Here is a 21,948-nt window from a genome sequence, read left to right on the forward strand (position 1 = left end):
ACGTTTCTTTTACTTTAGAGTAAGTTTACGTAAAGGTAAAGTGACTGTTTTGACTGTAAATGACTATTCACTTAAGCGAATTCTCTGGATTAAGAGTCTGATAATTATTGTGTAAACTGTTTATGTTGTTGTTTTGATTGGGTTTTGTTGTTTGTTTTGCTTTATCTCAGTTTGGCGGTAGTACTTTTTGGCAATTTATTCTTACAGTATTAATAAAATGTTATTCGTTTACGTTGGCGTAAACTGGTGTTTTGAGTTAGTCTTGAATCACTCTAATGATAAAACTTATTACAACAATCAAATTAGGAAGCGATATGTCTTTAAATGATCCTATTGTAATTGTCAGTGCGATGCGTACCCCGATGGGGGGGTTCATGGGCGGTTTAAGCGCTGTGACAGCACCGGAACTAGGTAGCACCGCAATTAAAGCGGCGGTAGAGCAAGCGGGTATTGCCAGTGATCAGGTTGATGAACTCATCATGGGTTGTGTGTTACCAGCAGGTTTAAAGCAAGCACCTGCGCGCCAAGCAGCACTGGGTGCTGATTTAGCCTTATCAACCGTATGTACAACGATTAACAAGGTTTGTGGTTCGGGCATGAAAGCGGCGATGTTCGCTTATGACTCGTTAGCGGCTGGTAGTATTGATGTTGCCATTGCTGGCGGTATGGAAAGTATGAGTAATGCGCCGTACATTTTGCCAAAAGGACGCCAAGGTTTGCGTATGGGGCATGGTGAGATTAAAGATCACATGATGCTAGATGGCCTCGAAAATGCCTACGATGGTATTGCTATGGGATGTTTTGCGCAAGATACCGCAGATGACGTTGCGTTTACCCGTGAGCAAATGGATGAATTCGCCTTAACGTCGTTGTCACGCGCAAATGAAGCGATTAACTCTGGCGCATTTAATGACGAAGTCACGCCGGTTACCGTAAAAACTCGCAAAGGTGATATAGAATTTACCACCGATGAACAACCAGGTAATGCTCGTCCGGAAAAAATCCCGACATTACGTGCAGCGTTTAAACGCGATGGTACGATTACTGCTGCTAACTCAAGTTCAATTTCAGACGGTGCTGCAGCCATGGTAATGATGCGTTTATCCGAAGCTGAAAAACGAGGCTTAACACCACTATGTAAAATTGTTGGTCATGCAACCCATGCACAACAACCAAGTGATTTCACGGTTGCACCGGTTGGGGCAATGGATAAGCTATTTAGTAAAGTGGGCTGGCACAAAGATGATGTTGATTTGTTTGAAATCAATGAAGCATTCGCCATGGTGACGATGTTAGCGATTAAAGAGCTTGATTTAGATCACGCGAAAGTTAACGTACACGGTGGTGCTTGTGCATTAGGTCATCCTATTGGTGCAAGTGGGGCTCGTATTATGGTGACATTAATTCATGCTCTGAAAAATCAAGGCTTACAAAAAGGTGTTGCTAGCCTTTGTATTGGTGGTGGAGAAGCTACCGCGATCGCAATCGAAATGATGTCTTAATCATAAGATCGTTTATGTAGCAACTTGATGATGTGTACTGCTGATTGATGTCAGTGCAACATTATTTAGTGATCTACATGGTTAACTAGGTGATTTCAGTAACGGCTATTTAGTGTCCCGTTAAACGCTAAAACTTATATGTTCAACGTTGATTTAGCGTAGCTAAGGTTATAGCCAGCGGTTAAATATTCAAATAACAACAACACCGCGCACGCTATCGTTGCTGTCAGTCACCTTTTATGGGGAGCTGATAATGAATTTTAATTTAACCGAAGATCAGCAAATGTTTGCTGATATGGCGCACCAATTCGCACAAGCTGAATTTGCGCCTAACGCTGCTCAGTGGGATGCAGAGCATATTTTTCCTAAAGGTGCTATTGCCAAAGCTGGAGAGCTCGGCTTTTGTGGCTTGTATAGTCCTGAGTCAGTGGGCGGTCTGGGGTTATCTCGCCTTGATGCGTCGATCATTTTTGAGCAGCTATCGATGGGCTGTACCACGACAACCGCAATGCTCACCATCCATAACATGGCAACGTGGATGATTGCCACATGGGCAAATCCGTCAGTACAGCAAACATGGTGCCCAGATCTTGTTGCCGGTAAGCGTCTTGCATCGTATTGCCTAACCGAGCCAGGCTCAGGCTCCGACGCCGCATCACTGCGCACGACCGCCAAAAAAGATGGCCAAGATTACCTCATTAACGGCTCTAAGATGTTTATCTCTGGGGCTGGTGAAACCGATGTGTTAGTTGCTATGGTTCGTACAGGTGAAGCTGGCCCTAGCGGCATCTCTGCCGTCGTGATACCTGCCGATGCTCAAGGCGTTATTTATGGCAAAGCAGAAGAAAAGCTTGGTTGGAATGCTCAACCAACCCGTCTAATTACCTTTGATAATGTACGCATTCCTTGTGAGAACCTTCTGGGTGAGGAAGGCCAAGGCTTTAAAATTGCTATGCGGGGCCTTGATGGTGGTCGAATTAACATAGCCTCATGCTCAATTGGTACAGCACAACAAGCCTTAAATACCGCAAAAGCATATATGCAAGAACGTGAGCAATTTGGTAAACCGATCGCGGCATTTCAAGGCTTACAGTTTAAGCTTGCCGATATGGCCACGAAGTTAGTTGCTGCAAGACAAATGGTTCGATTGGCTGCCTTTAAACTTGACACTAGTCACTCGGAAAAAACCGCATATTGTGCAATGGCGAAACAATTTGCTACCGATGTTGGTTTTGAAGTGTGTGATGCCGCACTGCAAATCCATGGCGGTTATGGCTACATAAAAGAGTACCCACTTGAACGACACTTTAGAGACGTTCGGGTTCATCAAATCTTAGAGGGTACCAATGAAATTATGCGACTTATTACTGCCCGACGTTTATTGAGCGAAGGTGCTGGTGAGTTGTTGTAAGGAATTAAAATGACAGAATTATTAAAACTAGAAAAACAAAATAACACGGCAATTATTACCTTTAATAATCCACCAGCTCATACATGGACTATGGAAAGCTTAACGGCTTTGCGAGATCTGGTTATTGAGTTGAATAATGACAAAAGCATCTACGCATTAATCTTAACGGGTGACGGTGAGAAATTTTTCTCTGCCGGTGCTGATTTAAACGTATTCGCCAATGGTGACAAGCAGGTTGCTCGCCAGATGGCTGAATGTTTTGGCGAAGCTTTTGAGACGTTATCTGCATTTCGCGGTGTATCAATTGCAGCAATAAACGGTTGGTCTATGGGCGGTGGCTTGGAAGTGGCACTGGCCTGTGATTTACGTATCGCAGAAGAACATGCCGTGATGGCATTGCCTGAAGCAACGGTAGGGCTATTACCTTGTGCTGGCGGAACACAAAACTTACACATATTGGTTGGCGAGGGTTGGACTAAGCGTATGATTTTATGTGGTGAGCGTGTTGCAGCCGACACAGCAGAGCGCATTGGCTTAGTTGAACAAGTCGTAGCCAAGGGGGAAGGTCTTAGTACGGCATTATCTCTCGCCGAAAATGTTGCTCGTCAGTCGCCCGTTGCGGTTGCAGCGTGTAAAGACTTGATTCAAAAATCACGTCAAATGCCTATTGCGCAAGCTTTACCTATCGAGCGTGATGCATTCGTCGACTTATTCGACAGCAAAGATCAGGCTGAAGGTGTTAATGCCTTTTTAGAAAAGCGTTCGCCGATGTGGCGCAATGAGTAGGAGTTGCTATGTCAGATATCGTTTTATTTGAAGAACGTCTTTGCGCGAATGACAAAAAAATAGGAGTTATCACCTTAAATACACCTAAGTCATTAAATGCGCTAAGCCATGCCATGGTGAACCTGATCACGCCAGTGCTAAATGAATGGCAAGATAACGATGAGGTTGTTGCGGTATTTTTGCAAGGCAGTGGTGATAAAGCGCTATGTGCAGGTGGTGATATTGTCTACTTATATAACAATTTACCAAACAAAAATGGTGATAAAGCACCAGCTATTGAACAATTTTTTAAAGATGAATACGAGCTCGATTATTTGATTCATAGCTACCAAAAACCATTTATTGTTTGGGGACACGGTATTGTTATGGGGGGCGGTTTAGGGCTTATGGCCGGAGCAAGCCATCGAGTGGTTACCGAGCAAACCCGAATTGCCATGCCTGAAATTACTATCGGCCTCTACCCTGATGTTGGTGGTAGCTATTTCCTTAATAAAATGCCAGGTAATTGTGGCCTATTTTTGGGGTTAACAGGGGCTTCCATAAATGGCTGCGATGCCAAGTACCTTGCGCTCGCCGATCACTTTATTGCCCATCAGTTTAAAGACGAATTACTCGCACGACTCGTTGAGGTGCATTGGGGCGAAACCAAAGCGTTAAATGAAGAAAAACTTAACGATGCCTTATTAGAATTTGAGCAACGCAGTAAAACCTATGTACCTCATGCAAATGTGAAAGCCCATCAAACACTGATTGACGAATTAACCGCAGGTGATAATTTAATTACTATTGTCGATAATATCGTTAATTTGGAAATTGACGATAAGTGGTTTAATAAAGCACAAAAGTCCCTTAAAAACGGTAGTGCGTTAAGTGCCCATATTGCTTATCGCCAGTTACAGCAAGGGAAGAGTCAAAGCTTAGCTGAGTGTTTTCAAATGGAGCAGACGATATCGCGTAAATGTGGGGAGTTCGGTGAATTCAAAGAAGGTGTAAGAGCTTTACTCATAGATAAAGACAATCAACCAAACTGGCGCTTTAAAGATGTCGCGAGCGTAGACGCAAAGGTCATTGATTGGTTTTTCAGTAACGATGATATACCAAGCACTGAGCTATTCGCGGATAGTTAATAAATCGGTCTGGTCACAAAAATAATAATAAATAAAATACAACAATAATTTACGAGGAGACGACCTTGGCTAAGATTGCATTTTTCGGGTTAGGTAACATGGGCGGTCCAATGGCAACCAATTTACTTAACGCGGGTCATTCTGTAAAAGTATTTGATCTTGTTGACGAAGCCGTTCAGCAATTAGTCGCCCAAGGGGCGACGACCGCACCAAGCATGGCTGAAATGGTCGTGGATATTGACGTGGTTATTTCTATGCTACCTGCAGGGAAACATGTTGAGTCACTTTATTTAGGCGCCGAAGGACTAATTAACCACCTAAAACCAGGTAGCTTGGTTATAGACTCGTCGACCATTGACAAGCAGACCGTGATTAAAGTTGCCCAAGCATTAGCGACTAACCAAATCGCTATGGTCGATGCGCCAGTATCTGGTGGTGTTGCTGGCGCAGCTGCTGGCACCCTATCTTTTATGGTTGGGGGCAGCGAGAGCGCTTTTGAACGCGCAGAGCCAATATTGCAAAATATGGGTAAAAACATCTTCCACGCAGGGGAGCCTGGTGCGGGTCAAGTTGCTAAGGTTTGCAATAATATGTTGTTAGCCGTGTTAATGGCGGGGACATCCGAGGCACTCCAGCTGGGAATTGCGAATGGCCTTGATCCAAAAAAGCTGTCAGAAATCATGTTACAAAGCTCTGGTCGTAACTGGACCTTAGAACTTTACAATCCGTGTCCTGATGTGATGGAAAACGTCCCGTCGAGTAATGATTACCAAGGTGGCTTTATGGTGGATTTAATGGCTAAAGATTTAGGTTTAGCGCTGGATACGGCGGTTAGTAGTCAGTCATCAACGCCAATGGGCGCCTTAGCTCGCAGTTTATTTGCATTGCATGCGAGTCAAGGTAACGGAAAAAAAGACTTTTCAAGCATTTTTAAGATGTTTGCTAATGAACAACAATAAATGAGGATCAATCTCAATGAATATAAAAGATAAGGTAATTGTAATTACAGGAGCCGGCGGTGGCTTGGGTCGTTCTATGGCGATCGACTTTGCTCGCCAAGGCGCAAAGCTTGCGCTGCTTGACTTAGGTGAAGACGCGTTAAACGTTACCTTAGCAGAAGTTGAGAGTGTTGGCGGTCAAGGCCGAGTTTACGTGGCCAATGTAACCGACGAACAAAGTGTCGAAACAACCTTTGAGCAAATCGCAGCAGACTTTAATGGTATTGATGGTTTAGTAAATAATGCGGGTATTTTACGTGACGGCATGTTTGTTAAAGTAAAAGATGGCGAAGTGGTAAAAAAAATGTCGCTTGAGCAATTTCAGTCCGTTATCGATGTGAACTTAACGGGTGTGTTCTTATGTGGTCGTGAGGCCGCAGCACAAATGATCAAATACAAGCGTCAAGGTGTCATCATTAATATGTCATCAATTGCGCGTCAAGGTAATATGGGCCAAACCAATTACTCAGCATCGAAAGCCGGTGTTGTTGCCATGACCGTTACATGGGCACGAGAGCTTGGCCGTTATGGCATTCGTGTGGGGGCCATCGCTCCAGGTGTGATTCGTACAGCCATGACCGATGCCATGAAGCCTGAGATGCGTGAGCGTTTAGAGAAAATGAAACCAGTCGGCCGCTTGGGTACCCCAGAAGAAATCGCTCATACCGCGAAATACATTTTCGAAAATGATTTCTTTACTGGTCGCGTTGTTGAAATTGATGGCGGATTGTCAATGTAGTTAATCACTGCTGTTACTGATAACTGACCGTACAATATTACTAAGCCAGTATATAAATCGTATCGGACAGCAGTTGATAAATTATTAGTATGAATGAAAGAGCGACATTAAATCGCTCTTTTTAATTGTATACCCTTAATATAGCTCTAAGGCAGTAAGTGGAATGAAAAAAGCATTGTTTCTTGATCGCGATGGTATTATTAATGTCGATCATGGCTATGTATATAAACAAGAAGAGTTCGAATTTGTAGATGGAATTTTCGAGCTTTGCCAAAAGGCCTTAAGTCGTGGTTATGATATTTTCGTCATTACTAATCAATCGGGCATTGCCCGTGGCATGTACAGTGAACAGCAGTTTGCAGATTTGACAGCATGGATGAAAAACAAATTTGCAGACCAAGGAGTCACTATATCTGATGTGTATTACTGCCCACACCACCCGACAAAAGGCAACGCGCCTTATGTTATGTCATGTGATTGTCGCAAACCTGAGCCGGGAATGATCCTTAAGGCTGTATCTGAACATAATGTTGATGTATCTGAAAGCATGTTTATTGGCGATAAACTGTCGGATATGCTTGCGGCGGAGCGAGCTGGTGTTAAGGACAAAGTATTGGTTCGTAGCAATTATGCCGATGAAGAGGTCAGCGTGGCCGAAGAATTTGCAAATATCCGCTCAATTACTGAGCGTTTTTTCTAGTTGTTGGCTATAATTTGTTCGGTTGAACGCTTTTTTGAAAATTTATTAAATTAATCGTTGACGCCGTCCAAAAAATCCCTAAAATGCGCATCCACTTCCACGGGGCAACATGGTTGCACGAGGAATGGGTTTCGAGTATCTAAAGCTTATTTTTACTGGGATTTAGAGTTAAACGTTAAATTGAAAAAAATTCAAAATTAACGGTTGACATCGAAACTGAGATGCGTAGAATACGCATCCTCTTCAACGGCAAACGCCGCGGAAGTTCAAGCAATAACGAATGCGATTATTGCTTCAATTCTTTAACAAATAGTTATCATGCAATTTGTGTGAGCACTCACAAGAAAATGGTTTTACCATATTGTCTTTAAGACATAACTTGATGAGTGACACGCAAAACGACATATGTCAAGTTGGTAGCAATACCAACAAGCGTAATTCATTGAGTCGATTCTTCGGAATCACGATTTAATTTTTAATTGAAGAGTTTGATCATGGCTCAGATTGAACGCTGGCGGCAGGCTTAACACATGCAAGTCGAGCGGAAACGATTCTAGTTTACTAGAAGGCGTCGAGCGGCGGACGGGTGAGTAATGCTTGGGAATATGCCTTTAGGTGGGGGACAACAGTTGGAAACGACTGCTAATACCGCATAATGTCTACGGACCAAAGGAGGGGATCTTCGGACCTTTCGCCTTTAGATTAGCCCAAGTGAGATTAGCTAGATGGTGGGGTAATGGCCTACCATGGCGACGATCTCTAGCTGGTTTGAGAGGATGATCAGCCACACTGGGACTGAGACACGGCCCAGACTCCTACGGGAGGCAGCAGTGGGGAATATTGCACAATGGGCGAAAGCCTGATGCAGCCATGCCGCGTGTGTGAAGAAGGCCTTCGGGTTGTAAAGCACTTTCAGTAGGGAGGAAAGGGTAGTCGCTAATATCGGCTATCTGTGACGTTACCTACAGAAGAAGCACCGGCTAACTCCGTGCCAGCAGCCGCGGTAATACGGAGGGTGCGAGCGTTAATCGGAATTACTGGGCGTAAAGCGTGCGTAGGCGGATTGTTAAGCGAGATGTGAAAGCCCAGGGCTCAACCTTGGAACTGCATTTCGAACTGGCTGTCTAGAGTATTGTAGAGGGTGGTGGAATTTCCAGTGTAGCGGTGAAATGCGTAGAGATTGGAAGGAACATCAGTGGCGAAGGCGGCCACCTGGACAAATACTGACGCTGAGGCACGAAAGCGTGGGGAGCAAACAGGATTAGATACCCTGGTAGTCCACGCCGTAAACGATGTCAACTAGCTGTCTGTGGACTTGATCTGTGGGTAGCGTAGCTAACGCGCTAAGTTGACCGCCTGGGGAGTACGGCCGCAAGGTTAAAACTCAAATGAATTGACGGGGGCCCGCACAAGCGGTGGAGCATGTGGTTTAATTCGATGCAACGCGAAGAACCTTACCATCCCTTGACATCCAGAGAACTTACTAGAGATAGTTTGGTGCCTTCGGGAACTCTGAGACAGGTGCTGCATGGCTGTCGTCAGCTCGTGTTGTGAAATGTTGGGTTAAGTCCCGCAACGAGCGCAACCCCTATCCTTATTTGCCAGCGCTTCGGGCGGGAACTCTAAGGAGACTGCCGGTGATAAACCGGAGGAAGGTGGGGACGACGTCAAGTCATCATGGCCCTTACGGGATGGGCTACACACGTGCTACAATGGCGGATACAGAGGGCAGCAAGACCGCGAGGTGGAGCGAATCCCAGAAAGTCCGTCGTAGTCCGGATTGGAGTCTGCAACTCGACTCCATGAAGTCGGAATCGCTAGTAATCGTGGATCAGAATGCCACGGTGAATACGTTCCCGGGCCTTGTACACACCGCCCGTCACACCATGGGAGTGGGTTGCAAAAGAAGTAGCTAGTTTAACCTTCGGGAGGACGGTTACCACTTTGTGATTCATGACTGGGGTGAAGTCGTAACAAGGTAACCCTAGGGGAACCTGGGGTTGGATCACCTCCTTACCTTAAGTAAAACATTCCTTGTCGAGTGTTCACACAAATTGAATGATAACATTCGCATGCCTAAGTCATAGATTTAGACATGATGCTCTTTAAAAATTTGGAAAGCTGATATTAAACCCGGTATTTCATAGAAGACTATGTCGCGTAGTTCTTCAATAAAATGTGAAATACCAAAACGAAGAAGAAATTCTTCAAAAATTGATTTTTAAAATCAATTTCTTTCAAGGTCGAATTTAGTACATCCATGTACAATTCGACATCCAAACATCCGTGTTTGGAACATTCATTTATGAATGCGTGAACATGTCAGACATACATTTGGTCTTGGTTTTGTCACCAAGGCACTCGAAACTTTTTGGGGTTGTATGGTTAAGTGACTAAGCGTATGTGGTGGATGCCTTGGCAGTTAGAGGCGATGAAGGACGTGTTAATCTGCGATAAGCTGTGTTGAGCCGATAAAAGGCGTTATAAGCACAGATTTCCGAATGGGGAAACCCACCTGTCATAAGGCAGGTATCGTTAAGTGAATACATAGCTTAACGAGGCGAACCGGGAGAACTGAAACATCTAAGTACCCCGAGGAAAAGAAATCAACCGAGATTTCCTTAGTAGCGGCGAGCGAACGGGAATTAGCCCTTAAGCGGTTTGTGAATTAGTGGAATAAGCTGGAAAGCTTGACGATACAGGGTGATAGTCCCGTACACGAAAATGACCTTACCGTGAAATCGAGTAGGACGGAACACGTGAAATTCTGTTTGAATATGGGGGGACCATCCTCCAAGGCTAAATACTCCTAACTGACCGATAGTGAACCAGTACCGTGAGGGAAAGGCGAAAAGAACCCCTGTGAGGGGAGTGAAATAGAACCTGAAACCGCATACGTACAAGCAGTGGAAGCCTTCGGGTGACTGCGTACCTTTTGTATAATGGGTCAGCGACTTACATTTTGTAGCAAGGTTAACCGATTAGGGGAGCCGTAGCGAAAGCGAGTGTTAACTGCGCGTTTAGTTGCAAGGTGTAGACCCGAAACCCGGCGATCTACCCATGGGCAGGTTGAAGGTTGAGTAACATCAACTGGAGGACCGAACACACGTATGTTGAAAAATGCGGTGATGACCTGTGGGTCGGAGTGAAAGGCTAATCAAGCCGGGAGATAGCTGGTTCTCCCCGAAATCTATTTAGGTAGAGCCTCGGACGAACACCACTGGGGGTAGAGCACTGTTAAGGCTAGGGGGTCATCCCGACTTACCAACCCTTTGCAAACTCCGAATACCAGTGAGTGATATCCGGGAGACACACGGCGGGTGCTAACGTCCGTCGTGGAAAGGGAAACAACCCAGACCGCCAGCTAAGGTCCCAAAGTCTATGTTAAGTGGGAAACGATGTGGAAAGGCCCAGACAGCTAGGAGGTTGGCTTAGAAGCAGCCATCCTTTAAAGAAAGCGTAATAGCTCACTAGTCGAGTCGGTCTGCGCGGAAGATGTAACGGGGCTAAACATAGCACCGAAGCTGCGGATTTGAACTTAGGTTCAAGTGGTAGGGGAGCGTTCTGTAAGCCGTTGAAGGTGTGTTGTAAAGCATGCTGGAGGTATCAGAAGTGCGAATGCTGACATGAGTAACGATAATGGGGGTGAAAAACCCCCACGCCGAAAGACCAAGGTTTCCTGTCCCATGTTAATCAGGGCAGGGTAAGTCGGCCCCTAAGGCGAGGCGGAAACGCGTAGTCGATGGGAAACAGATTAATATTTCTGTACTTCTTATAATTGCGAAGGAGGGACGGAGCAGGCTAGGCAAGCATGGCGTTGGTTGTCCATGTGAAAGTATGTAGGCTGGGGATTTAGGCAAATCCGGATCCCTAAGGCTGAGATACGAGACGAGACTCTACGGAGTTGAAGTTGTTGATGCCATACTTCCAGGAAAAGCTTCTAAGCATCAGATTATAAGGAACCGTACCCCAAACCGACACAGGTGGTTAGGTAGAGAATACTAAGGCGCTTGAGAGAACTCGGGTGAAGGAACTAGGCAAAATAGTACCGTAACTTCGGGAGAAGGTACGCCGGCTAGTGTGAATCCCTTGCGGAGTAAGCACCGGTCGGTCGAAGTAACCAGGTGGCTGGAACTGTTTATTAAAAACACAGCACTGTGCAAAATCGAAAGATGACGTATACGGTGTGACGCCTGCCCGGTGCCGGAAGGTTAATTGATTGGGTTAGCGCAAGCGAAGCTCATGATCGAAGCCCCGGTAAACGGCGGCCGTAACTATAACGGTCCTAAGGTAGCGAAATTCCTTGTCGGGTAAGTTCCGACCTGCACGAATGGCGTAATCATGGCCACACTGTCTCCACCCGAGACTCAGTGAAATTGAATTTGCGGTTAAGATGCCGTATACCCGCGGCTAGACGGAAAGACCCCGTGAACCTTTACTATAGCTTGACAGTGAACATTGCTCCTACATGTGTAGGATAGGTGGGAGGCTTTGAAGCAGGTACGCCAGTATCTGTGGAGCCATCCTTGAAATACCACCCTTGTATGCGTGATGTTCTAACCTGGGCCAATTATCTTGGCTGGGGACACTGTCTGGTGGGTAGTTTGACTGGGGCGGTCTCCTCCCAAAGCGTAACGGAGGAGCACGAAGGTTGGCTAAGTACGGTCGGACATCGTACGGTTAGTGCAATGGCATAAGCCAGCTTAACTGCGAGACAGACACGTCGAGCAGGTACGAAAGTAGGTCATAGTGATCCGGTGGTTCTGTATGGAAGGGCCATCGCTCAACGGATAAAAGGTACTCCGGGGATAACAGGCTGATACCGCCCAAGAGTTCATATCGACGGCGGTGTTTGGCACCTCGATGTCGGCTCATCACATCCTGGGGCTGAAGTCGGTCCCAAGGGTATGGCTGTTCGCCATTTAAAGTGGTACGCGAGCTGGGTTTAGAACGTCGTGAGACAGTTCGGTCCCTATCTGCCGTGGGCGTTTGAGAATTGAAGAGGGCTGCTCCTAGTACGAGAGGACCGGAGTGGACGAACCTCTGGTGTTCCGGTTGTCACGCCAGTGGCATTGCCGGGTAGCTATGTTCGGAACTGATAACCGCTGAAAGCATCTAAGCGGGAAGCAGGCTTTGAGATGAGTTCTCACTGGGACTTTAAGTCCCCTAAAGGGTCGTCGGAGACTACGACGTTGATAGGCAGGGTGTGTAAGCGTTGTGAGGCGTTGAGCTAACCTGTACTAATTGCCCGTGAGGCTTAACCATACAACACCCAAGAGGTTTTCCTCAGGTGTATATGGTCTGACATAAAAAAGTTCAAGCATTCATATTGAAAGAAAAAGTTAATATCAGATTTCCAGATTATTAAATACGTGGAGTCGTCGCTCCTAGCCATCCATGGCTTCGCGACATAAATACATCCATGTATAAAAGTTTTTTGTCTGGCGACAATAGCACTTTGGAACCACCTGAACCCATGCCGAACTCAGAAGTGAAACGAAGTAGCGCCGATGGTAGTGTGGGAGTTCCCATGTGAGAGTAGGTCATCGCCAGGCTTCAAATTCTGAAAAGCCCGTTCAAAGGGACGGGCTTTTATCCTAAGCTTTAAGCTAGGTTCACTTAGTTTTATAGTATAGTGAATATACCTTAACGTTTAGAAAAGTTTTTTGTCTAGCGACAATAGCACTTTGGAACCACCTGAACCCATGCCGAACTCAGAAGTGAAACGAAGTAGCGCCGATGGTAGTGTGGGAGTTCCCATGTGAGAGTAGGTCATCGCTAGGCTTCCAAATAAAGAGAAAGGCTGCCAGTGTGCAGCCTTTTTTGCTTTAAAGCTTGGAAACAATAAAATACTTATAACTGTTTTAATCATATTTATGTCATCCCACTGAACCCATGCGCTCTTACCAAAACAGCAGAAGTAAATGAAGTAGCGCCGATGGTAGTGTGGGAGTTCCCATGTGAGAGTAGGTCATCGCTAGGCTCCTAATTAGGTACCGTCCCAGAAAGTGTGTCTCTCTTATTTTAATTTCAGTTTCAAATTACCTAGTTAAACAAGTTACTTTTCTCAAAGCGACTTATCGGGTATTGGTAAGTCGTTTTATTCATATCCAGTGCTACCTTACTTAGAATGGTTAATACAGAATCAACACTTGGCATGGAATTCCTTATTTTTAACGTTCGTTTGAATGATTTATTTAATCGTTCAATCCAGTTGGTAGTATAAATCATATTGCGGATGATCGGCTCAAAGTCCAAGTATGTGGCGTAATACTGCAAGTACGGCTTATCAATAAACATCTTAAAGTTAGGATATCTCTTACCCCACTTCTCATATAACCACCGAGCGCGGATCATAAGTTCTTCACGGTCATCTGATTGATCATCTAAATTAAAGACAAACCTCAAATCATCAGCGACTTCACCACGATGAGACTTCTTCACTTTTTTTAAGATGTTGCGTTTCATATGTAAGACGCACTTTTGAATTTTACATTGATAATGCCGTTCAATGGCCGAATCTAAGCCCGATAGGTTATCAATCACAGCAAGGTCGATTTGCTTGAGGCCACGCTCCTTTAAATCTAACAAGATGTCATCCCAATTGGCTGCTGATTCGGTCGGTGCATTGTAAATACCAATCACTTCACGAGTCATGTCGTGCTTTACCGCTAAAACGATATAGTAGGCTTCGCTAGAAACCGTTTCACGCTTTGTTTTGATAAATGTCGCATCGAGATAAATGATGGGGTAATAATCGCATAACTTCTGTTTTCTGAAGTCTTCCATTTCCTCATATAGGCTCTTAGTAATGCGCGATACGGCGCTTCGAGTGAGCTTTTGGCCATAGATAGATTCAGTTATTGATTCAATTTCTCGAGTTGTAAGCCCCTTGGCATAAAGCTCAAAACAAAGTTCGTTCAGTGTATCGCTTTGCTCTTTCATGACATTGAGGATCCAAGGCTTGAATTGATTTAATCGATCACGAGGTACCTGTAAAGATAGAGCATCACCTATACCTAAGCCTGCCACAGGTCTATAGCCATTGCCTTTGTTACCTTGAGAAGATCTTAGGTATTCCGTTCGCTCAGCTTTCATAAATGAATTAAGGGCGAGCTCTAATACCTGATTTAGACCACCTGGCTTTTGGATTAAAGAATCTAATGCTGCTTGAATTTGCTTACTATTCAGCGTTAAATTAGTCATAGTCTCTCTCCGTTTGTTGTTGATTGTTTTTTGGTCGAAACTTTCAACTAAACTAAGAGAGACTTTTTTATTTGTCTAGTGGGACACACTTTAGTGGGACGGTATGCCTAATTAAAGAAAGGCTACACATTGTGTAGCCTTTTTTACGTTTTACATCCATGTAAAACGCCCTTTGGGAAGATTCGCTTAGAAAAATTGTTCCCAACAATTTTTTGCTTTCTAATCTAGCAACACACCCTAGTTATTAATCATTGTGCATTATCGGGCATAGCTAGCCCCTTATCCTAAACCTATCGTACACCGTTATACCAATCACATTAAGTTATTGCTCACTCAGTGAGAATTTAAAGGCTTTTAAGTAAGGCTTTGATTGCAGAGAATGGTTATTCCATTGTCAAAATCAGTTACGCAGCATAAAAGCCTTTAAAACTCACCCGTAGGGAGTTTACCAGAGGCCCATTTACGGCCCTATATTTCATTAATATAGAATGACTATTTCAATGAAATCTATGTTGTAACTGAACCTCTGCTCTAACTCTGAGTTGGGCACAAACTTAGTGTAATTGGTATTACTAACCTATAACTAATTTACTCAGCTCACTAACAGAATGTACCATACGAGTTGGTCTTCGTTGATTCAATTCGTCGATATGTCCCGCTCCATGGGTTATTGCAATACTGTCTATTCCTGCATTATGTGCCATGTCTATATCGTACCGACTATCACCGATGTACACAGCCTGTTCTCTTTCAATGCTTAACGTTGTTAATATTTGCTCTAGCATATCTGGATCAGGTTTGGCTTTGGCGTCGTCAGCACAACGCAAACAGTGAAAAAAGTCAGTTAGCTTGGTTTCACTAAGTACCTCTTCTAATCCATAACGACCTTTGCTCGTTGCAATAGCTAGCTTTTTATCCTTATCTTGAAGCGCTTCAAGTAATTCAATGCTGCCTTTAAACATGGGAGAGGCAACTTGGTTAAAGGATATAAAATGTTGCCGATATGCCTGTTGCAGAGCATGTAATTGTCTATTACTGGCATTAGGAAATAAAATATCACATGCATCATGTAATCCTGCGCCAATTATACGTTTGCATGCAGGTATTGATGGAACGGGTAAATCAGCTTCGCTTGCCGCATGTTGTAATGAGGTGACAATTTTACCTATCGAATCCATTAAGGTGCCGTCCCAATCAAAAATATAAAGCTGATAATGGTGCATACTCATGATCCTTTTAATGTACTGATGCTGATGCGCAAAATTGAAAGTATAAACAGACTACGAAATATATCAGCTAACGGATGTATTTGACTGTTTTTATGTTGATAAATTAAGCAGTAAACACGCCTCTGTGAGTTAATGCTAATCATCCTGTATTTATCGCCAATAACGGGTTTACAAGGCCTTTAAGCGTATTTAAGATAGAGCGATTATGATAAAAAAGGCTGCTTAATTTATGTCCGGATTACAACGGATCATTCTGATCGATACCCACCTACCAGGGCTTGTTGAGTTAAAGCTTAATGGCCATACCAATATTTGTGGTACTAACGCCTCTGGTAAGACAACGTTACAACGTCTTGTGCCCGTGTTTTTCGGTGAATCACCGAATAAGGTCGTGCCTGCCACACGAGATAACTTTCAAAAATGGTATTTGCCTCGCGAGTCGAGTTACATTATTTACGAATACCAGCGTGTCGATGGGCAAACCTGTATGGCGGTGTTAACGTCATCCGCTACCGGGGTGCTATATCGTTTTATTGCTAAGCCGTTTGTTAGCAGCGATTTTATCGCCGATGATATGACCGGCAAACGAGCAATAAATGTCTTAGAAGTCATTAAAGCGGCAAAACGTGAAGGCGTTGCGGTTACCAAGGCACTTAATAACAAAGAGTTTAAGGCGGTTGTTCAAAACGATCGAGCAATGATGAATGCCAGTGCCAGTAAACGCGATTTGGTTAATGCCGCACGCTTGTTTAGCTTGTGCGAACACAATGCCAAGCTGCGCCATATCGAAAAATTGATCAAAGCAGTACACTCTAAAGAAGGCAAGATGGAAACCATCAAAGCCATGATTGCTGCGATTTTGGAAGAAGATGGCGTACAAACACCAAGCAGTAAAATATCTAAAAGTCAGGTCGAAGATTGGCGCAAAGAATGCTCATTGATCCGTCAGTTTGATGAGCTCATGCCACAATATGACAAGCTTAAAGTGGTTAACGCTGGCTTAGAGCAAAGTGAACAACGTTTAGCGCAGCTGCAACAGCAAATCAGTCATGATTACACGTTATTAGCTGAATCTGTGGTAAAAGCGCAAAGCGATCAGCAAATGTATAAAGGTAAGTTAACTGACCTGAATAATGACTTTGAGGCCGCTCGGGATAGCTTTAACCGTGATATTTCGATTGCTAAAGCGGATATCACCACAGCCGAGCAGAACTTAGATAAAATTGAAGACGAGTTTAATGCTTGGCAGGATCAAGATATAGAGCAGCATAAGCTGAACATCGATAAAATCCCAGCCTGGCAATCGCAATTGCAGTCGTGCTCAGAGCAACATGCGTTGTTAACCGAAGAGCATCAGGATATCGAAGCGGCCTTCCATAAGCGTCAAGCAGAACTTGAGAAAAAGCAAAGCAAAACGCTGAACCAGTTAATTGAACTAAAGGATCTAGTAAGTGCTCAGTTGCAAGCTCAGCAAAAGCAAGAAACAGCCGCATTACATCAACTCAAAAGCCAACAAGACAGTAAATACCAGAGATTATTGACCGACTACGATAGTCAAATACAGCAGGCCAATATTGCTCTGCAAAAACTCAAAACCGAAATCGAGTTAAGCGGCCCAAGTCAGCAAGAGCAGCAAGCTTTGGCGATAGTTGAAAATCAATTAGATGAAGCGCAACTCGATGAAGATAGCGTTCGTGGACAACTTAGCCAAGCACAAGAATACGCTCAGCAATTAAAATATCAACAAATCGCCGCACACGAAAAGCTACAAAAAGTCTCGGCTAAGGTGAAGCAAGCGCAAAATAAGGTCGCTGATATCGACGCTTGGTTAAATCCTGGCGAGCACACGTTATTAGAATTTCTTCGCAGTGAATGCCATGGCTGGCAAGAACAATTAGGCAAGCTTATCGACCCGCAATTGCTTAATCGCAAAGATTTGTCGCCACGTTTAGCGGATGATCATCTCCAACAGCAAAGTTTATTTGGTATTTTGCTTGATACCAATGTGATTAATCCTAGCGATATTTTGCAATCTGAAGCTGAGCTTGAGCAACAATTGCAGCAAGCTCAACAAGAACTCGCTCAAGTCTTGGCCGATAAGCAACAGCTTGAAGAGCAGCTACAAGGCATTAATAACCAGGTTAAGACTGCCGAGCAAGAATGCACAGCGTTAGTTTCGAAAAGTCAATTTAAGCAAAAAGCTCGTCTTCGTATTCAAGAAGAAAAGGCTCAATTGAAAGCCGAGCATAAGCAAGCTTTGCTTGAGCGTAAACAAAAGCGACAAAAAGAGCTGACGAACGAGCAAGCAAAAATTGATAAGCTCAACAATCAAAAAGCAGATGCCATCGAAGAGCACCAAGATGCTTGCCATGACGAAAAAATGGAGCATGAGCTACATTGGCAGCAAATTATTGGCGATATTGAGCAAAAGCTAACTAGCGCTAAAGTTCAAATTGATGAGGCCAAAGAGCAACACCGCTTAGGTTTGAAAGCTGCGAAAAAGTGGTATCAAGATGAACTTGCTAAGCGTGATGTGGATGTTGAGCAAATCGGCCAGTTAAAGCGCCAAGTCGATGAGCTAAAAGAGCTTATTGAAACAACCAATAAGCAACGAGATAACGTTGCTCAATACTTACGTTGGTATGATGTGGTATTTAGCCAACAAAAGGCGCAGTACTTACAGCAACAGTCGCAGGCAAAAGAAGCTAAAGCCAAGAACGAGCGCGAATTGACTCATGCGCAAACTGCGCATAAACAACAACAGCGACAATATCATGAGCAGCTTAACCAACTCGATAAGGTATTAGCAGAGCAAAATGAACTAGTCAGTCAAATCAACCACATTAAGCAGCAGTATGCGCTACTTAGCTTACCGAACGTGGAACTCGTTGAAGAAACGGCCTCGATAACATCTCGTGTATCAGAAATCACCGAGCTGTTTAGCCAATACCGTCAAGCGCTAAAACAAGTGGATGATTATGTGCATTTCTTTGATAATGCTATTGGCCAAAAATCAGGGATCTCGTTAACAGAAACCTGGGAACGTGCGCGCAGCGAGTGTCAAATAGAAAACAATCAAGGCATTATGGTACTTGATTGCCGTAAAATGGTGAAAGAACTTGAATTACTGCTAACGGTATTGGTGCCGCAACACCTGGAAGGGGTGCGTAATAACGGCTTAAACTTTGGTAATGATTTAACTCAGTATTACAATATTCTAGCCGATATTGACAAGCGTATTGGTTCGCAATCTCGTCGTATATCTAAAGAAGTGGATCACGAGTTGTTCCTAGATGGGGTGAGTGATTCGAGCGTAAAAATCCGCTCAAAAGTTAGTGAATTCGACTTTTGGCCAACCTTGCAGAAATTTAACAAGTTACATCAACAATGGCTAGCGGATGAAGAAGCTATATTACCTGATGAAGATTATATGCAGACCATAGGTGAGGTATTAGAAGTCCTTGGCCGAGCAACCATTAGCGGTGGTGTCGGGCAGTTACTGGATATTGAATTACACCTCAAAGAAGGCAATTCAAATTTGGTGATTCGAACCGATCGTCAGTTAAATGAATCTTCGAGTCATGGTATGGCTTATCTCATTTTATGTAAGTTCTTATTAGCCTTTACCCGTTTATTGCGTGGCGAGTCTCAAGCTATTATTCATTGGCCAATTGATGAAATTGGGACCTTAGCCAATAAAAATGTGAAGAAGATTTTCGACGCGTGTAAAGCCAATAACATCAGTGTGTTGGGAGCGTTTCCAAATCCTGAATCGGATGTATTGCATTTCTTTGATAATCGTTACTTAATTGACAAAAATGCCAAAGCGCAAAAACTCCGTATGGTACAGCCTAAAACTAATCCAATCGCAGAGAAGTTAAAACAGCGCCGTCAACAGGAGGCCATCGCATGATAAGTTTACAAGGCAAGATAATGGAAACCCTTTTGAGTGGTGGCTTTATCTGTAAAACCAGTGATGAGCTTGCATATCAATACCTGCAAAAAGCGGAACATTATGATGCGATTGAGCGCCAGCTAAATACCATGAATCGCACCTTGAGCTCAGCTAACGACGGTAATGTGTTATTTTGTGCGTATCAGAGTATTGGCGATGATGAACGTAAACAGGTCAATAGCCAGTTCAAAGAAGTTTCATCATCCTTATTGCCACTGGTTGAATGGTTGGTGTTGGTGCAAGAAGCTCAAGGTGACAATACTCCAATCAGTGAAGGTAAAGTTATTCGCCTTAATAAGCTACAAACGGTTATTGAGGATGTGCCAGCATTTGCCGAGCAATTAGCCAAAATCGCGCGCTACAGCTTATTTAATTCCTCCAGTAGCGCCATTGATAATCAGCTAAAGCAAATTTTTAAACGTTTGACTGAGTTAGGTTACTTGTTGCGTCCAAACCCTGAAACGCAAATTTATTTGGCCACCGGTAAAGTTGATTATTTATTCGATATTATTCGTTTTATTGATGAAGCGGAAAGCCTAGGATTAGAGCAGCAAGCTGAAATGGCGGTTCAGCAGGGAGATCTGCTGTGAGCTCACAGTTAAGTATTAGTGGGGTTAAGTTTTTAAAGGCGCTTGCTAAGCATGCTGATATTATTATGCAAGCGTATCTTTCTGGGCGTGTCAGTGAAATGGACTTTGACTTGAACACCCTAGAAAAGCTTATGGAGCTTGGCGTACTTTGGCGCCCAGAGCCGGGCGAAGATTTACGCCTTAGAAGTTCGGTTAGAGCCTTACTTGAAAATAATTTAAAGGATGAGCGTAATCGTCAATTAGATGCAAACGTAGGTTCAAAGCTTGCCACCATTAAAACGGTCACATCGCACTATAAAGAAGCCCTGCATCATCATCTTGATGCCGAAGCGGAAGTGCATTTAGAAGATTTAGCGGAGCAAGTTTACACCTTAGTCGACAGCTTAAAATCAAGCGTACGAAGCTTATGGCGTCGCATTCATAATGAATTTGGCTATGTTGCATCAATCAACGCTAAAATCCGCGAAAATGAACTTGCTCAAGGGCAGTTAACGCAAATGCGTCAACAGCTGGAAATGTTCCAGTTTGATGAATTGGCAAAATTAGCGGGCTCGAATCGTGAACTGCGCCGCTTATTGGTTGTACAGTTACAAAAAAGCCATACAGAAATCAGTCAAGAATTGAGTATCGCTCAGGCAAAGCTTATTGATCTATTGGGTAAGTTTAGGGAATACCTGCATCGCTCACAGCTGCTTAAAGGCTTTGTCTTGCATCATCAGCAAAAGCCAGATTATCAAATCAAAGATTACAGTGTGTTGCATCAGTTACCAAGCTTGTTTAACCGTGCTCAGCCAATCATTAAACCGGCTAATATCGATGTCAATAATGTTGCATATGAACAATTGTTTAGCCAGCTGGTTAACCAAATAAAACAGGTGCGTCATAACCTCGATGCAAATCAAGAGCAACGCAAAGCACAAAACTTTGATGTTGCCGCCATTGAAGGCATTGATATAGAAAGTGATGGTTTAAAAGAAGCGATCGAGCAATATTTTGTCCATATTATTGATTCTGCAGAGCGTATGTCGGCGTTGGAGTACCATCAATGGCAGCAGCTCGATTTTGATCAAGAAGTTTGGGTGTATGGCGTTATTAATGGTTTCACAGGCCTTAATAGCGAAGAGCAAGACTTCTTCGAAATTGGTGTTGAAGGGCATCCGCATCCAGAATTTGATGGCAACTTTATTATCGAAGATGTTGAACTAGGACTAAGGTAACCTTAAGACAAAAGCAGAGGTAACATGGCAGCAGTGACTTTTATTGTTGGTGGCAAAAGTCGACGACAGAATTACGTCGATGTTAAGCGTGCATATACGGGTATTTACAAGTGGTTAATAAAACACGCTAATGCTCCTCAAAAACAGGCTATTTTGTATTCGCAAGATAGCGGTACTGAGTCATTTGTTGATGCTGAACAGGTGCCTTATCGTCCTAAACTGGTTACCCCTAGCTTTTATCTTACTGCGCCATGGCTTGAGCTTAGACAGCAAGCCATGGAACGAGATGAGTTTTGTTGCGTTCGCTGTGGTGCGAGTCGCAGAGAAGACGGCGCGAAGCTCGAAGTTGACCACATCAAAGAGCGGGCGACCCACCCTGAGCTAACGCTGAATTAAGCAATTTAGAAACGCTCTGCAAGCCTTGTCATCAAGCGAAAACCAATCGCTTTAACCGTAAGCGCTAATAAACATTTTCGTACCGTCAGCAG

Annotated in this window: 13 protein-coding genes, 4 rRNA genes and 1 pseudogene; 16 read left to right on the plus strand and 2 right to left on the minus strand. The window is 43.9% G+C overall.

Annotated elements, in window-relative coordinates; translation table 11 throughout:
- Positions 1-314 precede the first annotated feature (314 nt).
- The 11 genes from ACAX20_RS04685 (at position 315) to rrf (ACAX20_RS04735) (ending at position 13,047) form a co-directional block, all read left to right on the plus strand.
- A complete protein-coding gene (locus ACAX20_RS04685) occupies positions 315-1,502 on the plus strand; it encodes an acetyl-CoA C-acyltransferase (protein ID WP_371188952.1) in 1,188 nt (395 codons plus the stop codon).
- Positions 1,503-1,755: 253 nt separating this feature from the next.
- Positions 1,756-2,913, plus strand: coding sequence for an acyl-CoA dehydrogenase family protein (locus tag ACAX20_RS04690; protein WP_371188954.1), 1,158 nt, complete (start codon positions 1,756-1,758; stop codon positions 2,911-2,913).
- A 9-nt stretch (positions 2,914-2,922) separates the two neighbouring features.
- A complete protein-coding gene (locus tag ACAX20_RS04695) occupies positions 2,923-3,699 on the plus strand; it encodes an enoyl-CoA hydratase (RefSeq protein WP_371188956.1) in 777 nt (258 codons plus the stop codon).
- 8 nt (positions 3,700-3,707) lie between these two features.
- Complete coding sequence (locus ACAX20_RS04700) at positions 3,708-4,826, plus strand: enoyl-CoA hydratase/isomerase family protein (protein ID WP_371188958.1); 1,119 nt, start codon at positions 3,708-3,710, stop codon at positions 4,824-4,826.
- Between the two features lie 65 nt (positions 4,827-4,891).
- Positions 4,892-5,785 (plus strand): 3-hydroxyisobutyrate dehydrogenase, encoded by an 894-nt coding sequence (gene mmsB, locus ACAX20_RS04705; RefSeq protein ID WP_371188960.1) that lies wholly within the window; start codon positions 4,892-4,894, stop codon positions 5,783-5,785.
- Positions 5,786-5,801: 16 nt separating this feature from the next.
- Complete coding sequence (locus ACAX20_RS04710) at positions 5,802-6,563, plus strand: SDR family oxidoreductase (RefSeq protein ID WP_371188962.1); 762 nt, start codon at positions 5,802-5,804, stop codon at positions 6,561-6,563.
- 163 nt (positions 6,564-6,726) lie between these two features.
- The gene (gene gmhB, locus ACAX20_RS04715) at positions 6,727-7,263 is read left to right on the plus strand and encodes a D-glycero-beta-D-manno-heptose 1,7-bisphosphate 7-phosphatase (RefSeq protein WP_371188964.1); all 537 of its coding nucleotides are present in this window, start codon (positions 6,727-6,729) and stop codon (positions 7,261-7,263) included.
- A 476-nt stretch (positions 7,264-7,739) separates the two neighbouring features.
- A 16S ribosomal RNA gene (locus ACAX20_RS04720) occupies positions 7,740-9,279 on the plus strand.
- 367 nt (positions 9,280-9,646) lie between these two features.
- Positions 9,647-12,528, plus strand: a 23S ribosomal RNA gene (locus tag ACAX20_RS04725).
- Between the two features lie 175 nt (positions 12,529-12,703).
- Positions 12,704-12,818, plus strand: a 5S ribosomal RNA gene (rrf, locus tag ACAX20_RS04730).
- A gap of 114 nt (positions 12,819-12,932) precedes the next feature.
- Positions 12,933-13,047 (plus strand): 5S ribosomal RNA (gene rrf, locus ACAX20_RS04735).
- Together the 16S, 23S and 5S rRNA genes form the textbook arrangement of a ribosomal RNA operon.
- Before the next feature lie 261 nt (positions 13,048-13,308).
- Here the strand turns inward: rrf (ACAX20_RS04735) and ACAX20_RS04740 are convergent.
- A complete protein-coding gene (locus tag ACAX20_RS04740; protein ID WP_371188966.1) occupies positions 13,309-14,469 on the minus strand; it encodes an IS256 family transposase in 1,161 nt (386 codons plus the stop codon).
- A gap of 572 nt (positions 14,470-15,041) precedes the next feature.
- A complete protein-coding gene (locus ACAX20_RS04745; RefSeq protein ID WP_371188967.1) occupies positions 15,042-15,692 on the minus strand; it encodes an HAD family hydrolase in 651 nt (216 codons plus the stop codon).
- Between the two features lie 235 nt (positions 15,693-15,927).
- Between ACAX20_RS04745 and ACAX20_RS04750 the strand changes: the two genes are divergently transcribed.
- The 5 genes and pseudogenes from ACAX20_RS04750 to ACAX20_RS04770 all read left to right on the plus strand — a co-directional run.
- Positions 15,928-19,611 (plus strand): ATP-binding protein, encoded by a 3,684-nt coding sequence (locus ACAX20_RS04750; protein ID WP_371188968.1) that lies wholly within the window; start codon positions 15,928-15,930, stop codon positions 19,609-19,611.
- A 20-nt stretch (positions 19,612-19,631) separates the two neighbouring features.
- Positions 19,632-20,243, plus strand: coding sequence for a condensin complex protein MksE (locus ACAX20_RS04755; protein ID WP_371188969.1), 612 nt, complete (start codon positions 19,632-19,634; stop codon positions 20,241-20,243).
- Positions 20,240-21,460: a phosphoenolpyruvate carboxylase gene (locus ACAX20_RS04760; protein WP_371188970.1), complete on the plus strand. Its 1,221-nt coding sequence runs from the start codon at positions 20,240-20,242 to the stop codon at positions 21,458-21,460. The genes ACAX20_RS04755 and ACAX20_RS04760 overlap by 4 nt, the downstream gene beginning before the upstream one ends.
- Positions 21,461-21,484: 24 nt before the next feature.
- A complete protein-coding gene (locus tag ACAX20_RS04765) occupies positions 21,485-21,856 on the plus strand; it encodes an HNH endonuclease (protein ID WP_371188971.1) in 372 nt (123 codons plus the stop codon).
- Between the two features lie 17 nt (positions 21,857-21,873).
- A pseudogene (locus tag ACAX20_RS04770) lies at positions 21,874-21,924 on the plus strand (hypothetical protein); the annotation flags it as partial.
- Between the last annotated feature and the right edge of the window lie 24 nt (positions 21,925-21,948).

It is taken from the genome of Thalassotalea sp. Sam97, from assembly GCF_041379765.1.
Lineage (GTDB): Bacteria > Pseudomonadota > Gammaproteobacteria > Enterobacterales > Alteromonadaceae > Thalassotalea_A > Thalassotalea_A maritima.

Bases quoted from the DNA above. Each gene is read 5' to 3' on its own strand.
- ACAX20_RS04685 (WP_371188952.1), top strand. From the start codon at position 315: ATGTCTTTAAATGATCCTATTGTAATTGTCAGTGCGATGCGTACCCCG.
- ACAX20_RS04690 (WP_371188954.1), top strand. From the start codon at position 1,756: ATGAATTTTAATTTAACCGAAGATCAGCAAATGTTTGCTGATATGGCG.
- ACAX20_RS04695 (WP_371188956.1), top strand. From the start codon at position 2,923: ATGACAGAATTATTAAAACTAGAAAAACAAAATAACACGGCAATTATT.
- ACAX20_RS04700 (WP_371188958.1), top strand. From the start codon at position 3,708: ATGTCAGATATCGTTTTATTTGAAGAACGTCTTTGCGCGAATGACAAA.
- ACAX20_RS04710 (WP_371188962.1), top strand. From the start codon at position 5,802: ATGAATATAAAAGATAAGGTAATTGTAATTACAGGAGCCGGCGGTGGC.
- gmhB (WP_371188964.1), top strand. From the start codon at position 6,727: ATGAAAAAAGCATTGTTTCTTGATCGCGATGGTATTATTAATGTCGAT.
- ACAX20_RS04740 (WP_371188966.1), bottom strand. From the start codon at position 14,469: ATGACTAATTTAACGCTGAATAGTAAGCAAATTCAAGCAGCATTAGAT.
- ACAX20_RS04745 (WP_371188967.1), bottom strand. From the start codon at position 15,692: ATGCACCATTATCAGCTTTATATTTTTGATTGGGACGGCACCTTAATG.
- ACAX20_RS04750 (WP_371188968.1), top strand. From the start codon at position 15,928: ATGTCCGGATTACAACGGATCATTCTGATCGATACCCACCTACCAGGG.
- ACAX20_RS04755 (WP_371188969.1), top strand. From the start codon at position 19,632: ATGGAAACCCTTTTGAGTGGTGGCTTTATCTGTAAAACCAGTGATGAG.
- ACAX20_RS04765 (WP_371188971.1), top strand. From the start codon at position 21,485: ATGGCAGCAGTGACTTTTATTGTTGGTGGCAAAAGTCGACGACAGAAT.